This is a genomic window from Allobosea sp. LC85, assembly GCF_000735605.1.
GTDB lineage: Bacteria > Pseudomonadota > Alphaproteobacteria > Rhizobiales > Beijerinckiaceae > Allobosea.
On record NZ_JPKG01000021.1, the window covers coordinates 1 to 15,264 of the forward strand.

General features: G+C 66.1%; 14 protein-coding genes. 7 read left to right on the forward strand and 7 right to left on the reverse strand.

Going from position 1 to position 15,264, the window contains the following annotated elements:
* Positions 1-1,150, reverse strand: a 1,150-nt coding sequence (locus FG93_RS32845; protein WP_280114130.1) for a DNA translocase FtsK, incomplete at its 3' end; no start/stop codon positions are given.
* 682 nt (positions 1,151-1,832) lie between these two features.
* Here FG93_RS32845 and FG93_RS10510 point away from each other — a divergent pair.
* Positions 1,833-2,810 (forward strand): DUF2778 domain-containing protein, encoded by a 978-nt coding sequence (locus FG93_RS10510; RefSeq protein WP_348270472.1) that lies wholly within the window; start codon positions 1,833-1,835, stop codon positions 2,808-2,810.
* Positions 2,811-3,003: 193 nt separating this feature from the next.
* On the opposite strand, the gene topA is transcribed toward FG93_RS10510, so the two are convergent.
* Complete coding sequence (gene topA / locus FG93_RS10515) at positions 3,004-5,703, reverse strand: type I DNA topoisomerase (RefSeq protein ID WP_043234284.1); 2,700 nt, start codon at positions 5,701-5,703, stop codon at positions 3,004-3,006.
* A gap of 296 nt (positions 5,704-5,999) precedes the next feature.
* Between topA and FG93_RS10520 the strand changes: the two genes are divergently transcribed.
* The 4 genes from FG93_RS10520 (at position 6,000) to dprA (ending at position 10,190) form a co-directional block, all read left to right on the forward strand.
* Positions 6,000-6,944: an aspartate carbamoyltransferase catalytic subunit gene (locus tag FG93_RS10520; RefSeq protein ID WP_043234285.1), complete on the forward strand. Its 945-nt coding sequence runs from the start codon at positions 6,000-6,002 to the stop codon at positions 6,942-6,944.
* Positions 6,945-7,016: 72 nt separating this feature from the next.
* Positions 7,017-8,309 (forward strand): dihydroorotase, encoded by a 1,293-nt coding sequence (gene pyrC / locus FG93_RS10525; RefSeq protein ID WP_043234318.1) that lies wholly within the window; start codon positions 7,017-7,019, stop codon positions 8,307-8,309.
* 48 nt (positions 8,310-8,357) lie between these two features.
* Positions 8,358-8,969 carry a glycerol-3-phosphate 1-O-acyltransferase PlsY gene (gene plsY / locus FG93_RS10530; protein WP_043234320.1) on the forward strand — a complete coding sequence of 204 codons (612 nt, stop codon included), beginning with the start codon at positions 8,358-8,360 and terminating at the stop codon, positions 8,967-8,969.
* A 15-nt stretch (positions 8,970-8,984) separates the two neighbouring features.
* A complete protein-coding gene (gene dprA, locus FG93_RS10535; RefSeq protein ID WP_043234321.1) occupies positions 8,985-10,190 on the forward strand; it encodes a DNA-processing protein DprA in 1,206 nt (401 codons plus the stop codon).
* A 50-nt stretch (positions 10,191-10,240) separates the two neighbouring features.
* Here the strand turns inward: dprA and FG93_RS10540 are convergent, their stop codons facing one another.
* Complete coding sequence (locus FG93_RS10540) at positions 10,241-10,549, reverse strand: hypothetical protein (RefSeq protein WP_043234286.1); 309 nt, start codon at positions 10,547-10,549, stop codon at positions 10,241-10,243.
* A gap of 124 nt (positions 10,550-10,673) precedes the next feature.
* Entirely contained in the window at positions 10,674-11,597 is a 924-nt protein-coding gene (locus FG93_RS10545; protein WP_043234287.1) for an AEC family transporter, read from the reverse strand.
* Between the two features lie 268 nt (positions 11,598-11,865).
* Here FG93_RS10545 and FG93_RS31180 point away from each other — a divergent pair, with 268 nt between their 5' ends.
* Together FG93_RS31180 and FG93_RS10555 are read left to right on the forward strand one after the other, a co-directional pair.
* Positions 11,866-12,348 carry a hypothetical protein gene (locus tag FG93_RS31180; protein WP_152579387.1) on the forward strand — a complete coding sequence of 161 codons (483 nt, stop codon included), beginning with the start codon at positions 11,866-11,868 and terminating at the stop codon, positions 12,346-12,348.
* A 63-nt stretch (positions 12,349-12,411) separates the two neighbouring features.
* On the forward strand, positions 12,412-12,756 hold the full coding sequence (locus FG93_RS10555) for a hypothetical protein (protein WP_043234289.1): 345 nt from the start codon (positions 12,412-12,414) through the stop codon (positions 12,754-12,756).
* 63 nt (positions 12,757-12,819) lie between these two features.
* Here FG93_RS10555 and ruvX read toward each other — a convergent pair whose 3' ends face one another.
* From ruvX to FG93_RS10570, 3 genes are all read right to left on the reverse strand, one after another.
* Positions 12,820-13,311, reverse strand: a complete 492-nt coding sequence (gene ruvX / locus FG93_RS10560) for a Holliday junction resolvase RuvX (protein WP_043234290.1) — start codon at positions 13,309-13,311, stop codon at positions 12,820-12,822.
* Positions 13,312-13,368: 57 nt separating this feature from the next.
* Positions 13,369-14,358: a tripartite tricarboxylate transporter substrate-binding protein gene (locus FG93_RS10565; RefSeq protein ID WP_043234291.1), complete on the reverse strand. Its 990-nt coding sequence runs from the start codon at positions 14,356-14,358 to the stop codon at positions 13,369-13,371.
* Between the two features lie 68 nt (positions 14,359-14,426).
* Positions 14,427-15,191, reverse strand: a complete 765-nt coding sequence (locus FG93_RS10570; RefSeq protein WP_081881446.1) for a GntR family transcriptional regulator — start codon at positions 15,189-15,191, stop codon at positions 14,427-14,429.
* Between the last annotated feature and the right edge of the window lie 73 nt (positions 15,192-15,264).

Consider the following 15,264-nt stretch of genomic DNA (forward strand, 5'->3'; position numbering starts at 1 on the left):
GATCGGCGATCACCGGCTCGCCGCCGATGGTCTTGCCGAGGCAGAGCGCCAGCTTGTGCTTGGTCGACTCGAAATCCTGGCTGGCGAGCAACTCGCGCAGGAAGACGGTCTCACGCTTGGCGTTGGGCAGTTCGATGCCGATGGCGTTCTTGCCCTGGACGACGGCGACGCGGGCCGAGATCGCGCTCATCGAGCGAGCGATGTCGTCGGCCAGCGAGATCACCCGCGACGACTTGATGCCCGGCGCCGGCTCGAGCTCGTAGAGCGTCACGACCGGACCAGGACAGGCCTGGACGATCTCGCCGCGTATGTTGAAGTCTTCGAGCACACCTTCGAGCAATCCAGCGTTCTGTTGCAGGGTCTCGGTCGAGACCGCCGCCTCGGGCTGCGTCATCGGCTCGGCAAGATAGCTCAGCGGCGGCAGCTCGAAGACGCCGCCGGTCTGCATGAAGGGTGCGGGCGGAGGCGGCGCCTTGCGCCGCTTCATCGGCCGATCGGCAACTGCAGCTTCGTCGGCCTCGCCGGCTCGGGCTGGCTCTGGCTCGCTTTCCGGTTTCGTGACAGCCGGAATGGCCTGCACCATTTGGGGCTCGGCAGGTGACCGGCTTTCGCCTTCGACACGCAGGCCGGTGGCAATGTTGGTCTCGGCCCATGCAGCGCCTCCGACCTGGAGGTTGACAGTATAGGTTTGCGACCAGCTCAAGACTGGAGCGGGACCGGGGATGGCAGCCAACGCAACATCGATCTCCGGAAGGGCCGGTGCAGAACCAGCGTCCACCGCCTCGGCCGACGGCGCGGTGTCCTCGGCATCGTCCCAGTGTCGAGGCGTGGCTGGTTCGTCCGGGAGCATTTCGGAAGAAGGGCTGGACAGACCTCCGCCGGAGACCGGCCCGAGATCCCAGAACGCGTGATCCGAGATATTCGCATAGAGCTGGAGGTCGTCATCCGCCACCACGGCTTCTGGCGCGAACTCGTCCGGCCTCACATCACCTTCATCCGCAGAGGGGAGCCCGTCGCAGGGAGCGATCTCGGCCTCGATCTCGATCTCGATCGTGGCGATCGCCTCGATTTCCAACGCAGGTGTCGCGGTACTCTCCAGCCCACCCCAGACCTTGCGCAGGAGATGGTCTGGCGTCCGGGTGTAACGCACGCGACTGGGCGCGTCCGCGGGGTCTGGGGCTCGGTGCACGGGCGCGATGACCTGCGAAGCGGGAATCTGATTGCGCAGACCGTGAGGGACGTGCCTCGGGGCCCTCTCGTCCGAGATGCCGGGCACAAACGTCGGGCAATGATCGTCGTTTCCGTCGATCCGTTGCGGGTAGAGTTTCAACTTACGCATCGACAGTTACGACTACTATTTCGGAAGGAGGCAGTGCTCCCGATGCCTATCGGGGCAGGGTTAACGCCTCGTGAAATTCGCCCCGCCAGGGGCGGGGTCGGCAACACCTCAGCCTCGCCGCGAACCGCCAGATGCGGAGCGTGCCGTAGTGCTTTCCAAGGGAGCTGGGCTTCCGGCGCGCCAATGGGTCGCACCTAGAAAAACATGATTCAGCTTCATTCATGATTAACCAAGCGCGCGCTTAATCAAGTTCGAACACAGTTAGGGTTTCCCAGCACTGAAGATCGGGACAGCAAGCTGGCCCGCTTGCGGCTCATCGTGATGAGCCTGCGTGAGCGGGATGGGTGTTGGCGCGCGTCGGAGGCGGGAAGAGTACCAGAGTATCCCGAGAGTACGACGCATGAGTTTTTCGTCCGGTCCGACTGCTGGCCTAGCTCCTCGTGCGCGCAATCGCCGACGCAGGATGCGTTTCTCCCGAATTGCATTCGCTGCCGTGACCTTGGGTCTGAGCGCAGCAGCCGGCTTCTGGGCGCAGAACGACGCCCAGCCCATCGTCTCTGCCGTGCGTGAGCACGCGCCCGTGCTGGAGCCGATCGTGGTCGCGTCCACCGGACGCTACGATCCGCTGCTTGATCCCAGCTATTCGCTGGGCCCGGCACCACTCACCCTTGGCGAGAATTCCCCTCTGGCCGCCGGTTTGCAGTCCGCTCTGGCGCTGCCTGCCGACCCGGTCGAGCCGCCGGCTCCGGCCGTCGAACCCGAGATCATTCCGCCGGCGCCGCAGCCGCAGGAAGCGTCCAAACTCGTTCAGATGACGCCGCTGCCGGTGCCGCGCCCGTCCGAACTTCGCCTTCCCGCCGATCCGGAGGCTCCGCGCGTGGCCGAGCGTCAGGCCTCGCGCCGGACACGGACGGCTGCCGTTCCGGCCGCGCCGACGGCAGCGGATAACCGCTCGTTCTTCGAGAAGATCTTTGGGGTGCAGCGCTCGTCGGGGCCGGCTCTCGCCTATGCGGCGCCGGAGGACGACGTCGTCGACAGCAGCCGCGGCAGGAGGCTCAGCCCGACGCCACCAGCTTCGGCGGGTGTCTCGGCCCAGGCGACGGCCATCTACGATATCTCGGCGCGCATGGTGTACATGCCGAATGGCGACCGGCTCGAGGCGCATTCGGGCCTCGGCGACAAGATGGATGACCCACGCTTCGCGCATGTGAGGATGCAGGGCGTCACGCCGCCGCATGTCTACGATCTGAAGGAGCGCGAGGCGCTTTTCCACGGCGTGCGGGCCATCCGGCTCCACCCGGTCGGCGGCAGCGGCGCCATCCACGGCCGTGCCGGCCTGTTGGCGCATACCTACCTCCTCGGACCGAGGGGCGATTCGAATGGCTGCGTCTCGTTCAGGGACTACGACAAGTTCCTGCAGGCCTATCTCAGGGGCGAGGTCAAACGCCTGGTCGTCGTAGCCAGCATGTAGGCTGCCCTTCGCGGCCCGCCTCTGAGGGCCGCGCTTCCACCATGTCGACACAGGGAGCGGCCGCCGCATTGCGCCGACCTTAGGCGGGCGGCCATTCCAGGACGGCCCTGACGATCCTGAGCCAGAGTCGGTTTGTCGGCATCAAGGAGCAGCATTTAGTCCCGACGGGGCCAAATCTCCCCCGGGCCGAGGGTCAGCCCTCGGCGCCGGCCTTGGTCTTGGCCTTTGCCGTGGCTTTGGACTTCGGCGCAGCCTTGGCCCCGGTCTTGCTCGCCGCCGGCTTGCTGGCAGCCTTCTTGGCTGGAGCCTTCGCGGCGCTTGGGCGCTTCGTCTTGGCGGCTGCCTTGGCGCCACCCTTCGCGCCGCCGGCTTCGGCCTTGGCGTTGACGAGCTCGACCGCCTGTTCGAGCGTCAGGCTCTCCTGCGTCATCGCCTTCGGCAGGGTCGCGTTGACCTTGCCCCAGTTGACATAGGGACCGTATTTGCCGGCGCGCACAACGAGCTTGCCGCCAGCAGGATGCTCGCCGAGCTCCCGCCCGGGCACCGCCGCACCACGGCCGAAACGTCCTCCGCCTGTACCGCTTTCCTTGGCGACGATCAGGTCGATGGCGCGGTTGCCGCCAAGCGCGAGGACATCATCGTCCTTGTCGATATTGGCGTAGGTCTTGCCGTGCTGGACATAGGGACCGTAGCGACCGATGCCGACCAGGATCGGCTCACCACTTTCCGGATGCCTCGCCACCTCCTTCGGAAGTGCGAGCAACGCCAGTGCCTTGTCGAGATCGACGACAGCTGCGCTCATGCCCTTGGGCAGGCTCTGGCGCTTCGGCTTCTCACCCTCGCCGAGCTGGACATAAGGGCCGAAACGACCGTCACGCAATGTCACGTCCTGTTCCGTGACCGGATCCTTGCCAAGGACGCGCACGCCAGGCGTGCCCTGGCCGCCCTCGGCCGTAGCCTCGCCGTCATTGGCTGGAACGGTCAGCGGCCGGGTGTAACGGCATTCCGGATAGTTCGAACAGCCGACGAACGCGCCGAACTTGCCGAGCTTGAGCGAGAGCTGGCCGGTGCCGCAGGTCGGGCAGGTGCGCGGATCGCCACCATCGCCACGTGCCGGGAAGATATGTTCTCCGAGGACGCCGTTCAGCGCTTCCAGCACCTCGGTGACGCGCAGGTCCTTGGTACCGGCGATGGCCTGGGTGAACTCCTCCCAGAACTCGCGCAGCAGCGCCTTCCAGTCGATCTCGGCATTTGAGACGCGGTCGAGCTTTTCTTCCAGGCTCGCGGTGAAGTCGAACTCGACATAGCGCCCGAAGAAGCTCTCGAGGAAGGCCGTGACCAGCATGCCCTTGTCCTCGGGCACCAGCCGCTTCTTCTCGATGCGGACATATTCGCGGTCGCGCAGCGTGGCCAGCGTCGCGGCATAGGTCGAGGGCCGGCCGATGCCGAGCTCTTCCATGCGCTTGACCAGGCTCGCCTCGGAGAAGCGCGGCGGCGGTTCAGTGAAGTGCTGGTCGGCGGCGATGGCGCGTTTTTCCAGCCCGTCGCCCGCCTTCATCGGCGGCAGCTTCTTGCTGTCCTCGTCCTCTTCGTCGTCGCGGCTCTCCTGATAGAGTGTCAGGAAGCCGTCGAAGAGCACGACCTGGCCCGTGGCGCGCAGTTCCAGATTGCGCGAACCGACCTTGGCGGCGACGTCGACCGTCGTGCGCTCCAGCGAGGCCGATTCCATCTGGCTTGCGATGGTGCGCTTCCAGATCAGCTCGTAGAGCTTTGCCTGTTCGGGTTCGAGATGACGCACGACCATCGCTGGCAGCCGCCCGAGATCGGTCGGGCGGATGGCCTCGTGAGCTTCCTGCGCATTCTTGGCCTTGACCGTGTATTTGCGGGGCGCGCTCGGCACATAGGCCGCGCCGAACTCCTTGCCGATGACGCTGCGGGCAGCCGTGATGGCGCTGCCGTCCATGTCGACGCCGTCGGTTCGCATATAGGTGATGAGACCGACAGTCTCGCCGCCAATATCGACGCCTTCATAGAGCCGCTGCGCCAACTGCATGGTGCGGGCGGGTGCCATGCCGAGCTTGCGCGAGGCTTCCTGCTGCAGCGTCGAGGTCTGGAAGGGCGGGTAGGGGTGGCGCTTGACCGGCTTCGCCTCGACCTGCGCCACGTTGAAGAACGCTGTCTCCAGCGCCGCCTTGAAGGCTTCGGCTTCCGCCCCCGTGCCGATGTCGAGCCGGGTGATCTTCTTGCCGTCGGCGCCGACCAGGCGGGCCTCGAAAGTCGCGCCGGTGTCGGTCGCGAGCGTTGCGATCAGCGACCAGTATTCGCGTGCCCTGAAGGCTTCGATCTCGCGTTCGCGCTCGCAGACGAGGCGCAAGGCCACCGACTGGACGCGACCGGCCGAGCGGGCGCCCGGCAGCTTGCGCCAGAGCACCGGAGACAGGGTGAAGCCGACGAGATAGTCCAGTGCGCGGCGCGCCAGATAGGCATCTACCAGCGCCTGATCGATCCGGCGCGGGTTGGCGAGCGCCTTCTGCACCGCGTCCTTGGTCACGGCGTTGAAGGTGACGCGCTCGACCGGAATGCCCTTGATGGCGCGCTTCTGGTTCAGCGCTTCCAGCACATGCCAGGAGATCGCCTCGCCCTCGCGATCCGGGTCGGTTGCGAGAATGATCTTCTCGGCGCCCTTGGCGGCCTTGGCGATCTCCGCAACCTGCTTGGCGCCGCGCCCCTCGATTTCCCAAAGCATCTTGAAATCGTCCTCGGGGTCGACCGAGCCGTCCTTCGCGGGCAAGTCGCGAATATGCCCGAACGAGGCGATGACCTCGTAATCGGAGCCCAGGTACTTGTTGATCGTCTTGGCCTTGGCCGGCGACTCGACGACGAGGAGCTTCATGGCAGCTAAAGTCTCATGACAAAGGGGCAGGGCCAGCACGCACCGTGCCGGTCCGGCCTGGCTTGGCGCTGGGCGCCCGGGGTCAGGTTCGGAATTGCGCGCGAAAGTGGTTCAGCACGACAGCGCTGTCAAATAGGGATTGCTGCGCGAATGCAACAGTGGCCCGGCGATCGACTGTCGCCTTCCGGCCGCGGTCGCTGCGGCCGCCCTTGGACGAAACGCTGGACGATGGTCATCGTTCGGGCCATCTCGCCGCTTGCGCCGTCTTGAGTCTGTGCCTAAACAACCACCTTCAAATGACATCGCCAGCCCCGACCTATCCGCACCGCCACCTCCTCGGCATCGAGGGCCTGTCGCATCTGGATATCGAGGCTCTCCTCGATCGCGCCGAGGACTATGTCGCGCTTTCGCGACAGGTCGAGAAGAAGACGGCGACCCTGCGCGGCCGCACCCAGATCAATCTCTTCTTCGAGCCCTCGACGCGCACGCAGGCCTCCTTCGAGCTTGCCGGCAAGCGCCTCGGCGCCGACGTCATGAACATGTCGGTGGCATCCTCTTCCGTGAAGAAGGGCGAGACGCTGATCGACACAGCCGCGACCCTGAACGCGATGCGGCCCGATATTCTGGTGGTGCGCCATCACGCTGCCGGTGCGGTCAACCTGCTCGCCCGCAAGGTCGACTGCTCCGTCGTCAATGCCGGCGACGGTGCGCATGAGCACCCGACCCAGGCCCTGCTCGATGCGCTGACGATCCGCCGCAACAAGGGCCGAATCGCCGGGCTGACCGTCGCGATCTGCGGCGACATCGTCCATTCGCGGGTAGCGCGCTCCAATATCATCCTCCTTAATGCGCTCGGCGCCAAAGTCCGCCTGATCGCCCCCTCGACCCTGCTTCCGGTTGGCATCGAGCGCATGGGCGTCTCGGTCTTCACCGACATGAAGAAAGGGCTGGAAGGGTCTGATATCGTGATGATGCTGCGCCTCCAGCTCGAGCGCATGCACGGCGCCTTCGTGCCGTCGCCGAAGGAGTATTTCCGCTATTTCGGCCTTGACCGCGAGAAGCTCGCGCTGGCCAGCCCGGACGCGCTCGTGATGCATCCCGGCCCGATGAATCGCGGTGTCGAGATTTCCTCGGAAGTCGCTGACGGCGCTCAGTCCTTGATTCGCGAGCAGGTCGAGATGGGGGTCGCCGTCCGGATGGCGGTTCTGGATGCGCTGGCCCAGCATCTGCCCAATGGCTGAGCACGGCCGAGCCGCTCCCCGGCCGGTTGGAAGACAACACTGAAGGCGAGACCGAGCGAGATCATGTCCGAAATGCGCGAGCTTGCGATCGTGAACGCCCAACTGGTCGATCCGGCATCGGGCCGGCAAGGGCCCGGTGCCCTTTTGCTGCGCGATGGCGCCATCGCGGAGATCGCCTGGGGCGCCGCGCCGGCCACGGGCGAGGGCGTGCAGCGGGTCGATGCCCGCGGGCTGGTCGTCGCACCGGGGCTGGTCGATCTGCGCGCCTTTCTCGGCGAGCCGGGAGCGGAGTTCCGCGAAACGCTCGGCACGGGCTCGCAGGCCGCGGCTGCGGGAGGCGTCACCACGGTCGTCTGCAGGCCGGATACCGACCCGCCGATCGACGATCCCGCGATTATCGATTTCATCAAGCGCCGGGCCCGCGACAAGGCGGTCGTCAATGTGCTGCCGGCCGCTGCCCTGACCAAGGGCATCGAGGGCAGGGAGATCACCGAATTCGGCCTGCTGCTCGAGGCCGGCGCGGTCGCCTTCACCGATGGCGCCCGGGCCGTGCGCAATCCGCAGGTCATGCGCCGCGCCATGATCTACGGCCGCGATTTCGATGCGCTGCTGATGAACCATCTCGAGGATCCGGACCTGCGGGGCGCCGGCGTGATGAACGAAGGAGAGTTCGCCAGCCGCAAGGGCCTGCCGGGTATTCCGGTCGAGGCCGAGACGATCATGCTGGAGCGGGACATCCGCCTCGCGCGGGCGACCGGCGCGCGCTACCACGCCGCGATGATCTCCTGCGCCGAATCCGTCGAACTCGTGCGCCGGGCCAAGGCCGATGGCGTGCGGATCACATGCGGCATCTCGATCAACAATCTGACGCTGAACGAGAACGACGTCGGCGACTACCGCACCTTTTGCAAGGTCTCGCCGCCGCTGCGCCATGAGGATGATCGGCTCGCCATGGTCGCGGCGCTGGCCGAGGGCGTGATCGATGTCGTCGTCTCCGACCATGATCCGCAGGACGTCGAGACCAAGCGCCAGCCCTTCGCCGAGGCCGCCAACGGTGCGCTCGGCATCGAGACCATGCTGTCGGCCGCGCTGCGCATGGTCCATGCGGGACAGACGGATCTGCCGACGCTGCTGGCGGCGCTTTCGACGCGACCGGCCGATCTGCTTGGATTGTCGTGCGGACGCCTCTCGGTCGGGGCGCCTGCCGATCTGATCCTGCTCGATCCGGACGCGCCCTATGTCGTCGATAAGCGCAAGCTGAAATCGCGGGCCAAGAATTCGCCCTTCGACGAGGCGCGGCTCGATGGGCTGGTACGCACAACCTTCGTTGCCGGACGAGTGGTCTACGAGGCCGACGCAGTCTAAGCTCCTGCGGCGATGGCGTGGGGAAGCGGGGACGGCATGCCTGAGATGATGAGTTTGGGCCTGTCCGGGTCCTCGGCACTGGCTGCCGTGGTCGTCGGCTATCTGCTGGGCTCGATCCCCTTCGGCGTCGTGTTGACGCGCCTCAGCGGCGGGCCTGATCTACGCAGCATCGGCTCGGGCAATATCGGGGCTACCAATGTCCTGCGCACCGGCAACAAGAAGCTGGCGGCGCTGACCCTGGTGGGGGACATGCTCAAGGGCACGGCGGCCGTGCTCGTCGGGTTCTATATGATCGGCGGCAGGGATGCTGCGCTCCTCGCCGGGCTCGGCGCCTTCCTCGGGCATCTCTTCCCGATCTGGTTGCGCTTCAAGGGGGGCAAGGGCGTTGCCACCTATCTCGGCATTCTGATCGGGTTGAAATGGCCGATCGCGGTGACCTTCGCGGCGGTCTGGCTCAGCGTCGCCTATCTCAGCCGCTATTCGTCGTTGGCTGCACTGCTCGCCAGCCTGCTGACGCCGCTGCTGCTCTGGTTCTGGGCGAATGAGCCGCGCATGGCCATGCTGATGGCCGTTCTGACCGTGCTGCTCTGGATCATGCATCGCGAAAACATCGCGAGGCTGCTGAACGGCAGCGAGGGCAAGATCGGCCAGAAGGGCTGATCGGGAATGGCTGGCATCGCACTCACCGATCGCCAGCGTCTCGACTGGCTCCGGCTGATCCGCAGCGAGAGCATCGGCCCGCGCACCTTTCGCGCCCTGATGAATCGGTATGGCGGTGCTGCGGCAGCGCTTGATGCGTTGCCAGAGCTCGCGCGAAGCACAGGCCGCAGCATCCGAATCTGCTCAACGGCCGAGGCGGAACGCGAGATCGAGGCGTTGCGCCGGTGCGGCGGCCGACTGATCGCCCTCGGAGAGCCTGACTATCCACGGCCACTGCAGGCGATTGATTCCGCGCCGCCGCTCTTGCTCGTGCTTGGTCGTGGCGAGGTGCTGCTGCGCCCCTGCGTCGCGTTGGTTGGTTCGCGCAACGCCTCGGCAGCCGGCCTGAAATTCACCGCCAGGTTGGCGCAGGATCTCGGGGAAGCAGGCTTCGTGGTGGTGTCCGGGCTGGCGCGCGGCATCGATACGGCCGCCCATGGCGCGAGCCTTGCCACCGGCACCGTCGCCGTACTCGCAGGGGGGCTCGACGAGATCTATCCGCCCCAGAACGCTCCATTGTTCGAGCGACTGATCATGTCGGGCGCGGCGATCAGCGAGATGCCGATGGGGTGGGCCCCGCGCGGACGCGACTTTCCGCGGCGCAACCGCCTTGTTTCCGGACTTGCGCTCGGAACTGTCGTGGTCGAGGCGGCGCGCAAGTCAGGCTCGTTGATCACGGCCCGCTTCGCCAATGAGCAGGGACGCCAGGTTTTCGCCGTGCCGGGCTCGCCGCTCGATCCGCGCGCCGAGGGCGGCAATCACCTGATCCGTGAAGGCGCGACGCTATGCGCGGAGGCCGCGCATGTCATCGAGGCGCTCGCGCCGATGATGGGTCATGGCGGCGCCCTGCCGACGGGTCTCGCACAGGCGCGCGAGGGCTATGAAGCGGCAACCGAGAGCCTTTGGGACGAACTCGACCTGCCGGAAGTATCCCCGGCGCCGAAGGATGCTCTGCCTCATGCCATTGCCGGCTCCGATCTCGCGCCGCCGCCGGAAGGGGAAGGCGAGGGGGCCCGCGCGCGGGTGCTGGCTCTGCTTGGAGTGGCCCCCGTTTCCCTGGACGACCTGATCCGGGCCAGCGGCCATTCCGCCCGCGATGTCGGCCGGCTACTGATCGAGCTGGAACTCGATGGGGTGGTTCTGCGTCATCCCGGTGGCGCGCTCTCGCGCGTCATGCCCTGAACGCGCGCTCCGGTACGGCCGTCGGTCATTTAGCCCTGCTGAACCGGCCCCTAGTCAGCTGTTTTGCCGAGCGTCCCACGGCTCTCGATCTGGATCGTGGCCTCGATCCGGGCCATGTCGAGGAAGTAGACCAGCGTTTCAAGCTTGGCCGCCCGAGCCAACATGCGCAGTTCCACGCAGATGCTCTCGATGTACTCCGCAACTCCGCGTTGCTGCGCCCCCACGGTCTCATGGCTGAACGCGATGGTTCCGAGCGAAGCTGCCTGGAATGCGGCTTCGTCGAGGTGTTCCGGCCCATCAGCTTCGCTATGAGGAGAATTGCTTGTCTCGAGGCTCGGCTTCGGCCCTCGCGCATTCATGGCGGCTTGCCCTTGCACTATGCGGCGCTGCTCAGCGCCGCTGATCTGGCCGTAGAATGACCCAAGGAAAAGACGAATTCAATTTCTGCGTGCATGCCTGACCGGCCCTGCCACACGCTTGGAATCACCCCAGAAGCAGGACCGCCACCGGCAGCGTGGCGAGCGCCAGCAGGGTCTGCATCGTGGTGATCTCGGCCATCAACGGGGCATCGCCGCCCATGTCACGCGCCAGGAAATAGGCCGCCGTGGCTGTCGGGACCGCAGCCGCGACCACCGTGATCGTCAGCGCGGTCCCGGTGACGCCGAACTGCCGCGCCAGCATCCAGGCGACGAGCGGCATCACCACGAGCTTGAGCCCGATGGCGAGGCCATGGGCGAGCCGCGGTTGCTTCAAGCGGTGGATGTCGAGCCCGGCTCCGACCACGAGCAGCCCTACGCCCAGCGCCGCCCGGCCGAGGATATCGACATAGGTCGTCAGGGCGAGGGGCAGCATCCATTGCATCTGGTTGAGCAGAAGTCCGACAGCCGAGGACCAGATGAAGGGGTTCACCGCGATCGAGCGCGCCGTCTCCGCCGCACTCATCGGCCGCCCGACGGCGAAGCGCGCCAGTACGAGGACGCAAAGCACGTTCAGCAGCGGAATCATGGAGGCCACCGCGATCGCCATCAGCGTTGCCCCCTCGCGGCCGTGCAGCCCAGCCGCCAAGGCCAGCGCGACGAAGGTGTTCCAGCGCACCGAGCCCTGCAGGACCGAAGTGAAGGCCGGGCCGTTGATCCCGACGCGTGAAAGCAGGGGGCGCAGGATCAGAAGGATGCCAGATACGCCGAGGATCGCGGTGACCAGGGTCAGCCCCATCGCCAGCACCGGCAGCTGACTCAGATCGGCGACGGCCAAGGTGTGAATGACGACGGCCGGGAACAGAACCTGATAGGTCAGCCGTTCGACGCCGGCCCAGTGGCTGGGAGAGACGAAGCCACGAGCCTTCAGGGCCCAGCCGGTCGCGAGCACGAGGAAGATCGCTCCCAGGCTGTTAATGATTGGATTCATATCGGGACCTGACTGCGACGGCCTTTGGCGGCGGCTGCACGAATCCGAGCGCCGGAACAATCTGCCAAAGCTGACGTTGGTGGAGGGGAAACTGTCATCGGAGGCGTTTCGTAACCCCTCTCACGACAGCAGGCCCTGAACAAGCGCGACCCGCGGAGGCCGGGTTGCATGCGCCGCAATCCCGCCCGGATTGGTTCAGGCCGCATTCAAGCATGATGCCTGATCATGAGATCCAGGTTCAGGCGAATGAACCGCAGGAGATATGACCATGTCGTCTCTCAGGAAATCCGCCATCGTGGCTTTGGCCACCATCGCTGTCACAGCTGCCGGATTGGTGCTGCCGGCGGATGCCGGCCAGTCACGCGCAGGGGTCGACGCAAGCCGCCTCGACAAGGCCGCTGCCGACTACAGCTATTATCGCGGTCGGGGCTGGGGCCATCGTAACGCTGCCATCGCGGGTGCGGTGGGTCTTGGTCTGCTCGGCGCGGCTGCCATAGCAGCCAGCCGCCCGGCCTATTCCGGAACCTACTATTACGATGATGGCTACGCCTACGGGGGATACGGCTACCAGCCGAGCTACTACGAGCCGAGCTATGGCTACCAACCGATCTATGTCTATCAGGAGCCTGTGGTTGTCTATCAGCGCCCGCGCTACTATGGCGGGTATTACGGCCCCGGTAACTATTATTCAGGGTGGGGGCCCTATGGTTCCCGCAACGGAACGAGCGATCCGGCGCGCGGCGGCAACTGATCGCTGCCCTGGGATCTGAGCTTTGAGGCGGACCGGCCCTGTGCGCGGTCATGGAGGACGAGAATGAACGCTTACGGCAAGGCCCTGCTGGTCGGCCTTGGACTTGCGACCTCGGCAGTGCTTTGGGCGGCTCCCGCCTCGGCCCAGTACTACGGCGGCAGTAGCCGCGATCCCTATTATGAGCCCGGCCCGCGTTACGGGCGTGGTTATGATCGCGGCTACGACCGAGGCAACGATCGCGGACCGCGCTACGACCGGCGCGGCCCCTATGATGGCGGCGGCTATGATCGTGGTCCGCGCAACAACAATCCCATGGCAGGCATGAGTCTCGAGGACCAGAAGCGCGCGGTCAAGAACCACAGAGAAGCGCAGAAGAAGGCGATCAAGCGCGGCTACGTCATACCGTAACCGGCCGCCCGGCAACGTCAGGACAATGGCACCGCCGCGGCAAACCGTGGCGGCGTTCGCATGTCAGGCTTCGTCGGTGTCCGGCGGCTCCATGCGCATCAGGCGATCGAGCGCGCCCTGCAGGATGTAGGCGGCGGCCATCTTGTCGACCACCTCGGCGCGCTTGGCTCTGGAGGCATCCGCCGAGAGCAGGGTCCGCGTGACGGCCAGCGTCGACATCCGCTCATCCCAGAACGTGATTGGCAAGGAGGTGAGGGGAGCGAGGTTGCGGACGAAAGCCCGTGTCGACTGAACGCGCGGCCCTTCCGTGCCGTCCATGTTGAGCGGCAGGCCGATCACCAGGCCCGCGACTTCGAATTTCGCGGCGATCTTCAGCAGCGCTGCTGCGTCGAGCCCGAACTTGACCCGCTTGATCGTCTCCAGCGGCGTGGCGATCTGGCGTTCAACATCGGACAACGCGAGACCGATCGTCTTGGTGCCGAGATCGAGGCCGAGCAGCCGCGCGTGATCGGGCAGGTTCAGGAAGGTTTCGAGCGGAACCAGATTGGCTGACATCCGCGCCGGGTAGCACGCGCCGCCCGCACTGGCGAGCGGCGCGTGGGTGGATGGTGGCTAGTTGACGTTCTGCTGGGTCACGCCGGCGGCCTTGAGAGAGGTCGCCCATTTGCTGATTTCGCTGCCAAAGCGCTTGGCATGGGCTTCACGGCTCCATTCAGATTCCGGAAAGGCGCTGGTGCCGACCGATTTGAAGCGCTCCAAGACCACCGGGTCCTTGAGGGCGGCCTTCAGTGCGCCATTCAGCTTGTCGAGCGCCGCTGCCGGAGTTGCCTTCGGCGCGTAGAGCCCGTGCCAGATCGTCATCTCGAGATCGGTGCCGGCCTCGCGTGCGGTCGGCGTGTTCGGCAGCACGCCGAGGCGTTCGCTCGAGGTCACCGCATAGGCGCGGACCTTGTCGCCCTGGACTTGCGGCACCGCAGTGGTCGACTGGTCGCAGAGCACATCGACCTGGCCGGCGACGAGATCGTTCATCGCCGGGCCGGTGCCGCGATAGGCGACCTGTGTGAACTTCGCGCCGAGCGCCTGCGAGAGCAGGACCGCGCAGAGATGAGCGTTCGAACCAATCCCGGCATGGGCGATGGTCAGCTTGTCGGCCTGCAGCTTGGCGAAGGGGAAGAACGCCTTGGCGTCGACCGGCGGCAATGCGAGCTTGCCGGCCACCACCATGGGGCCGGTATTGACCAGCCCGACAGGCGCGAAGGCGGTCTGCGTATCGTATCCAAGATTGTTGTAGAGCGAAGGCGCAGCCGCGAGGGCGAGATGGTGGATCAGCAGGGTGTGGCCGTCGGCGTCCGATGCAGCGAGGCGCTTGGCGCCGGCCGTGCCGCCTGCACCGGCGATGTTCTCGACCACCACCTGCTGGCCGAGCGTGCGGCCCATGTGGTCGGCGAGCAGCCGCGCAATCACGTCGCTCGGTCCGCCTGCCGCAAAAGGCACGATCAATGTCAGTGGCTTGGCTGGAAATCCCTGCGCTGCTGCGGGCGCGGCAAGTCCTAGCGCCAGCAACCCCGCGAGTGCGAGGCGTCTCGTCGTCTTGGCAATCATTCATTTCCTCCGGTCGTGACGAACCGCTCTTCGGCGGCTTGATATGGAACGGGCATGCCGCCCGCGCCTCAGCGCAGGTCGGAAAGGTAATGAGCCTCCTCGGTCAGGCAGAGGCTCAGGCGTCGTTCGACGGGCATGCCGTCGAGCGCCAGAGCCACACGGTCGATCTGCAAGGCCGGCCGGCCGGCTTCGACTCCGAGCGCGGCGGCATCGGCCGGGGACAGGGCGACGGCCTTCAGCTTCTCGCGGGCATTCGCGATCGTCACGCCGTAGCGCGCGGCAAACAGGCTGTAGAGATTGTTGGGAATCGGGCCGTCTTCCAGCCCGGGGAACAGGTGTTGCGGCAAGGTCAGCGTCTCGACGATCAGCGGCGCCGCATCGAGCGAGCGCATCCGGCGGATGCGAATGACCGAGGCCTTGTCGTCGAGCTCCAGCGCGGCTTGCTCGGCGGCGTCAGCCAGTCCGGTCGCGATGCTCAGCACGGAACTGTCGGGAAAGCGCCGTTCGCCATGGTCCGGCACCAGCTTGAAGAACTGGAACAGGATGCGGCGCTCGTCGTGCTCGGCCACGAAGGTGCCGCGCCCCTGCCGGCGAATGACGAGGTTTTCCGCCGCGAGCTCGTCCAGAGCCTTTCGCACCGTGCCCTGACTGACGCCGATCTCGGCAGCAAGCTGCCCCTCGCTCGGCAGCCCTTCGCCTGGCGCCCAGACGCCATCAAGGAGCCGGCGAACGAGGATCGCCTTCACCTGGCGATAGAGTGGCCGAAAGCCCAACGGCTCAGCCTTGTCGACCGCGCCGCGCCGCTCTGCATTTTCGAGCTTGTGCACACTCATGTGTCTTATATAAGACTTACCTGAGCGCAGGTCGAGCCCGATTTTCGCACGGGCCGAAGTCGAACCTTCGCAA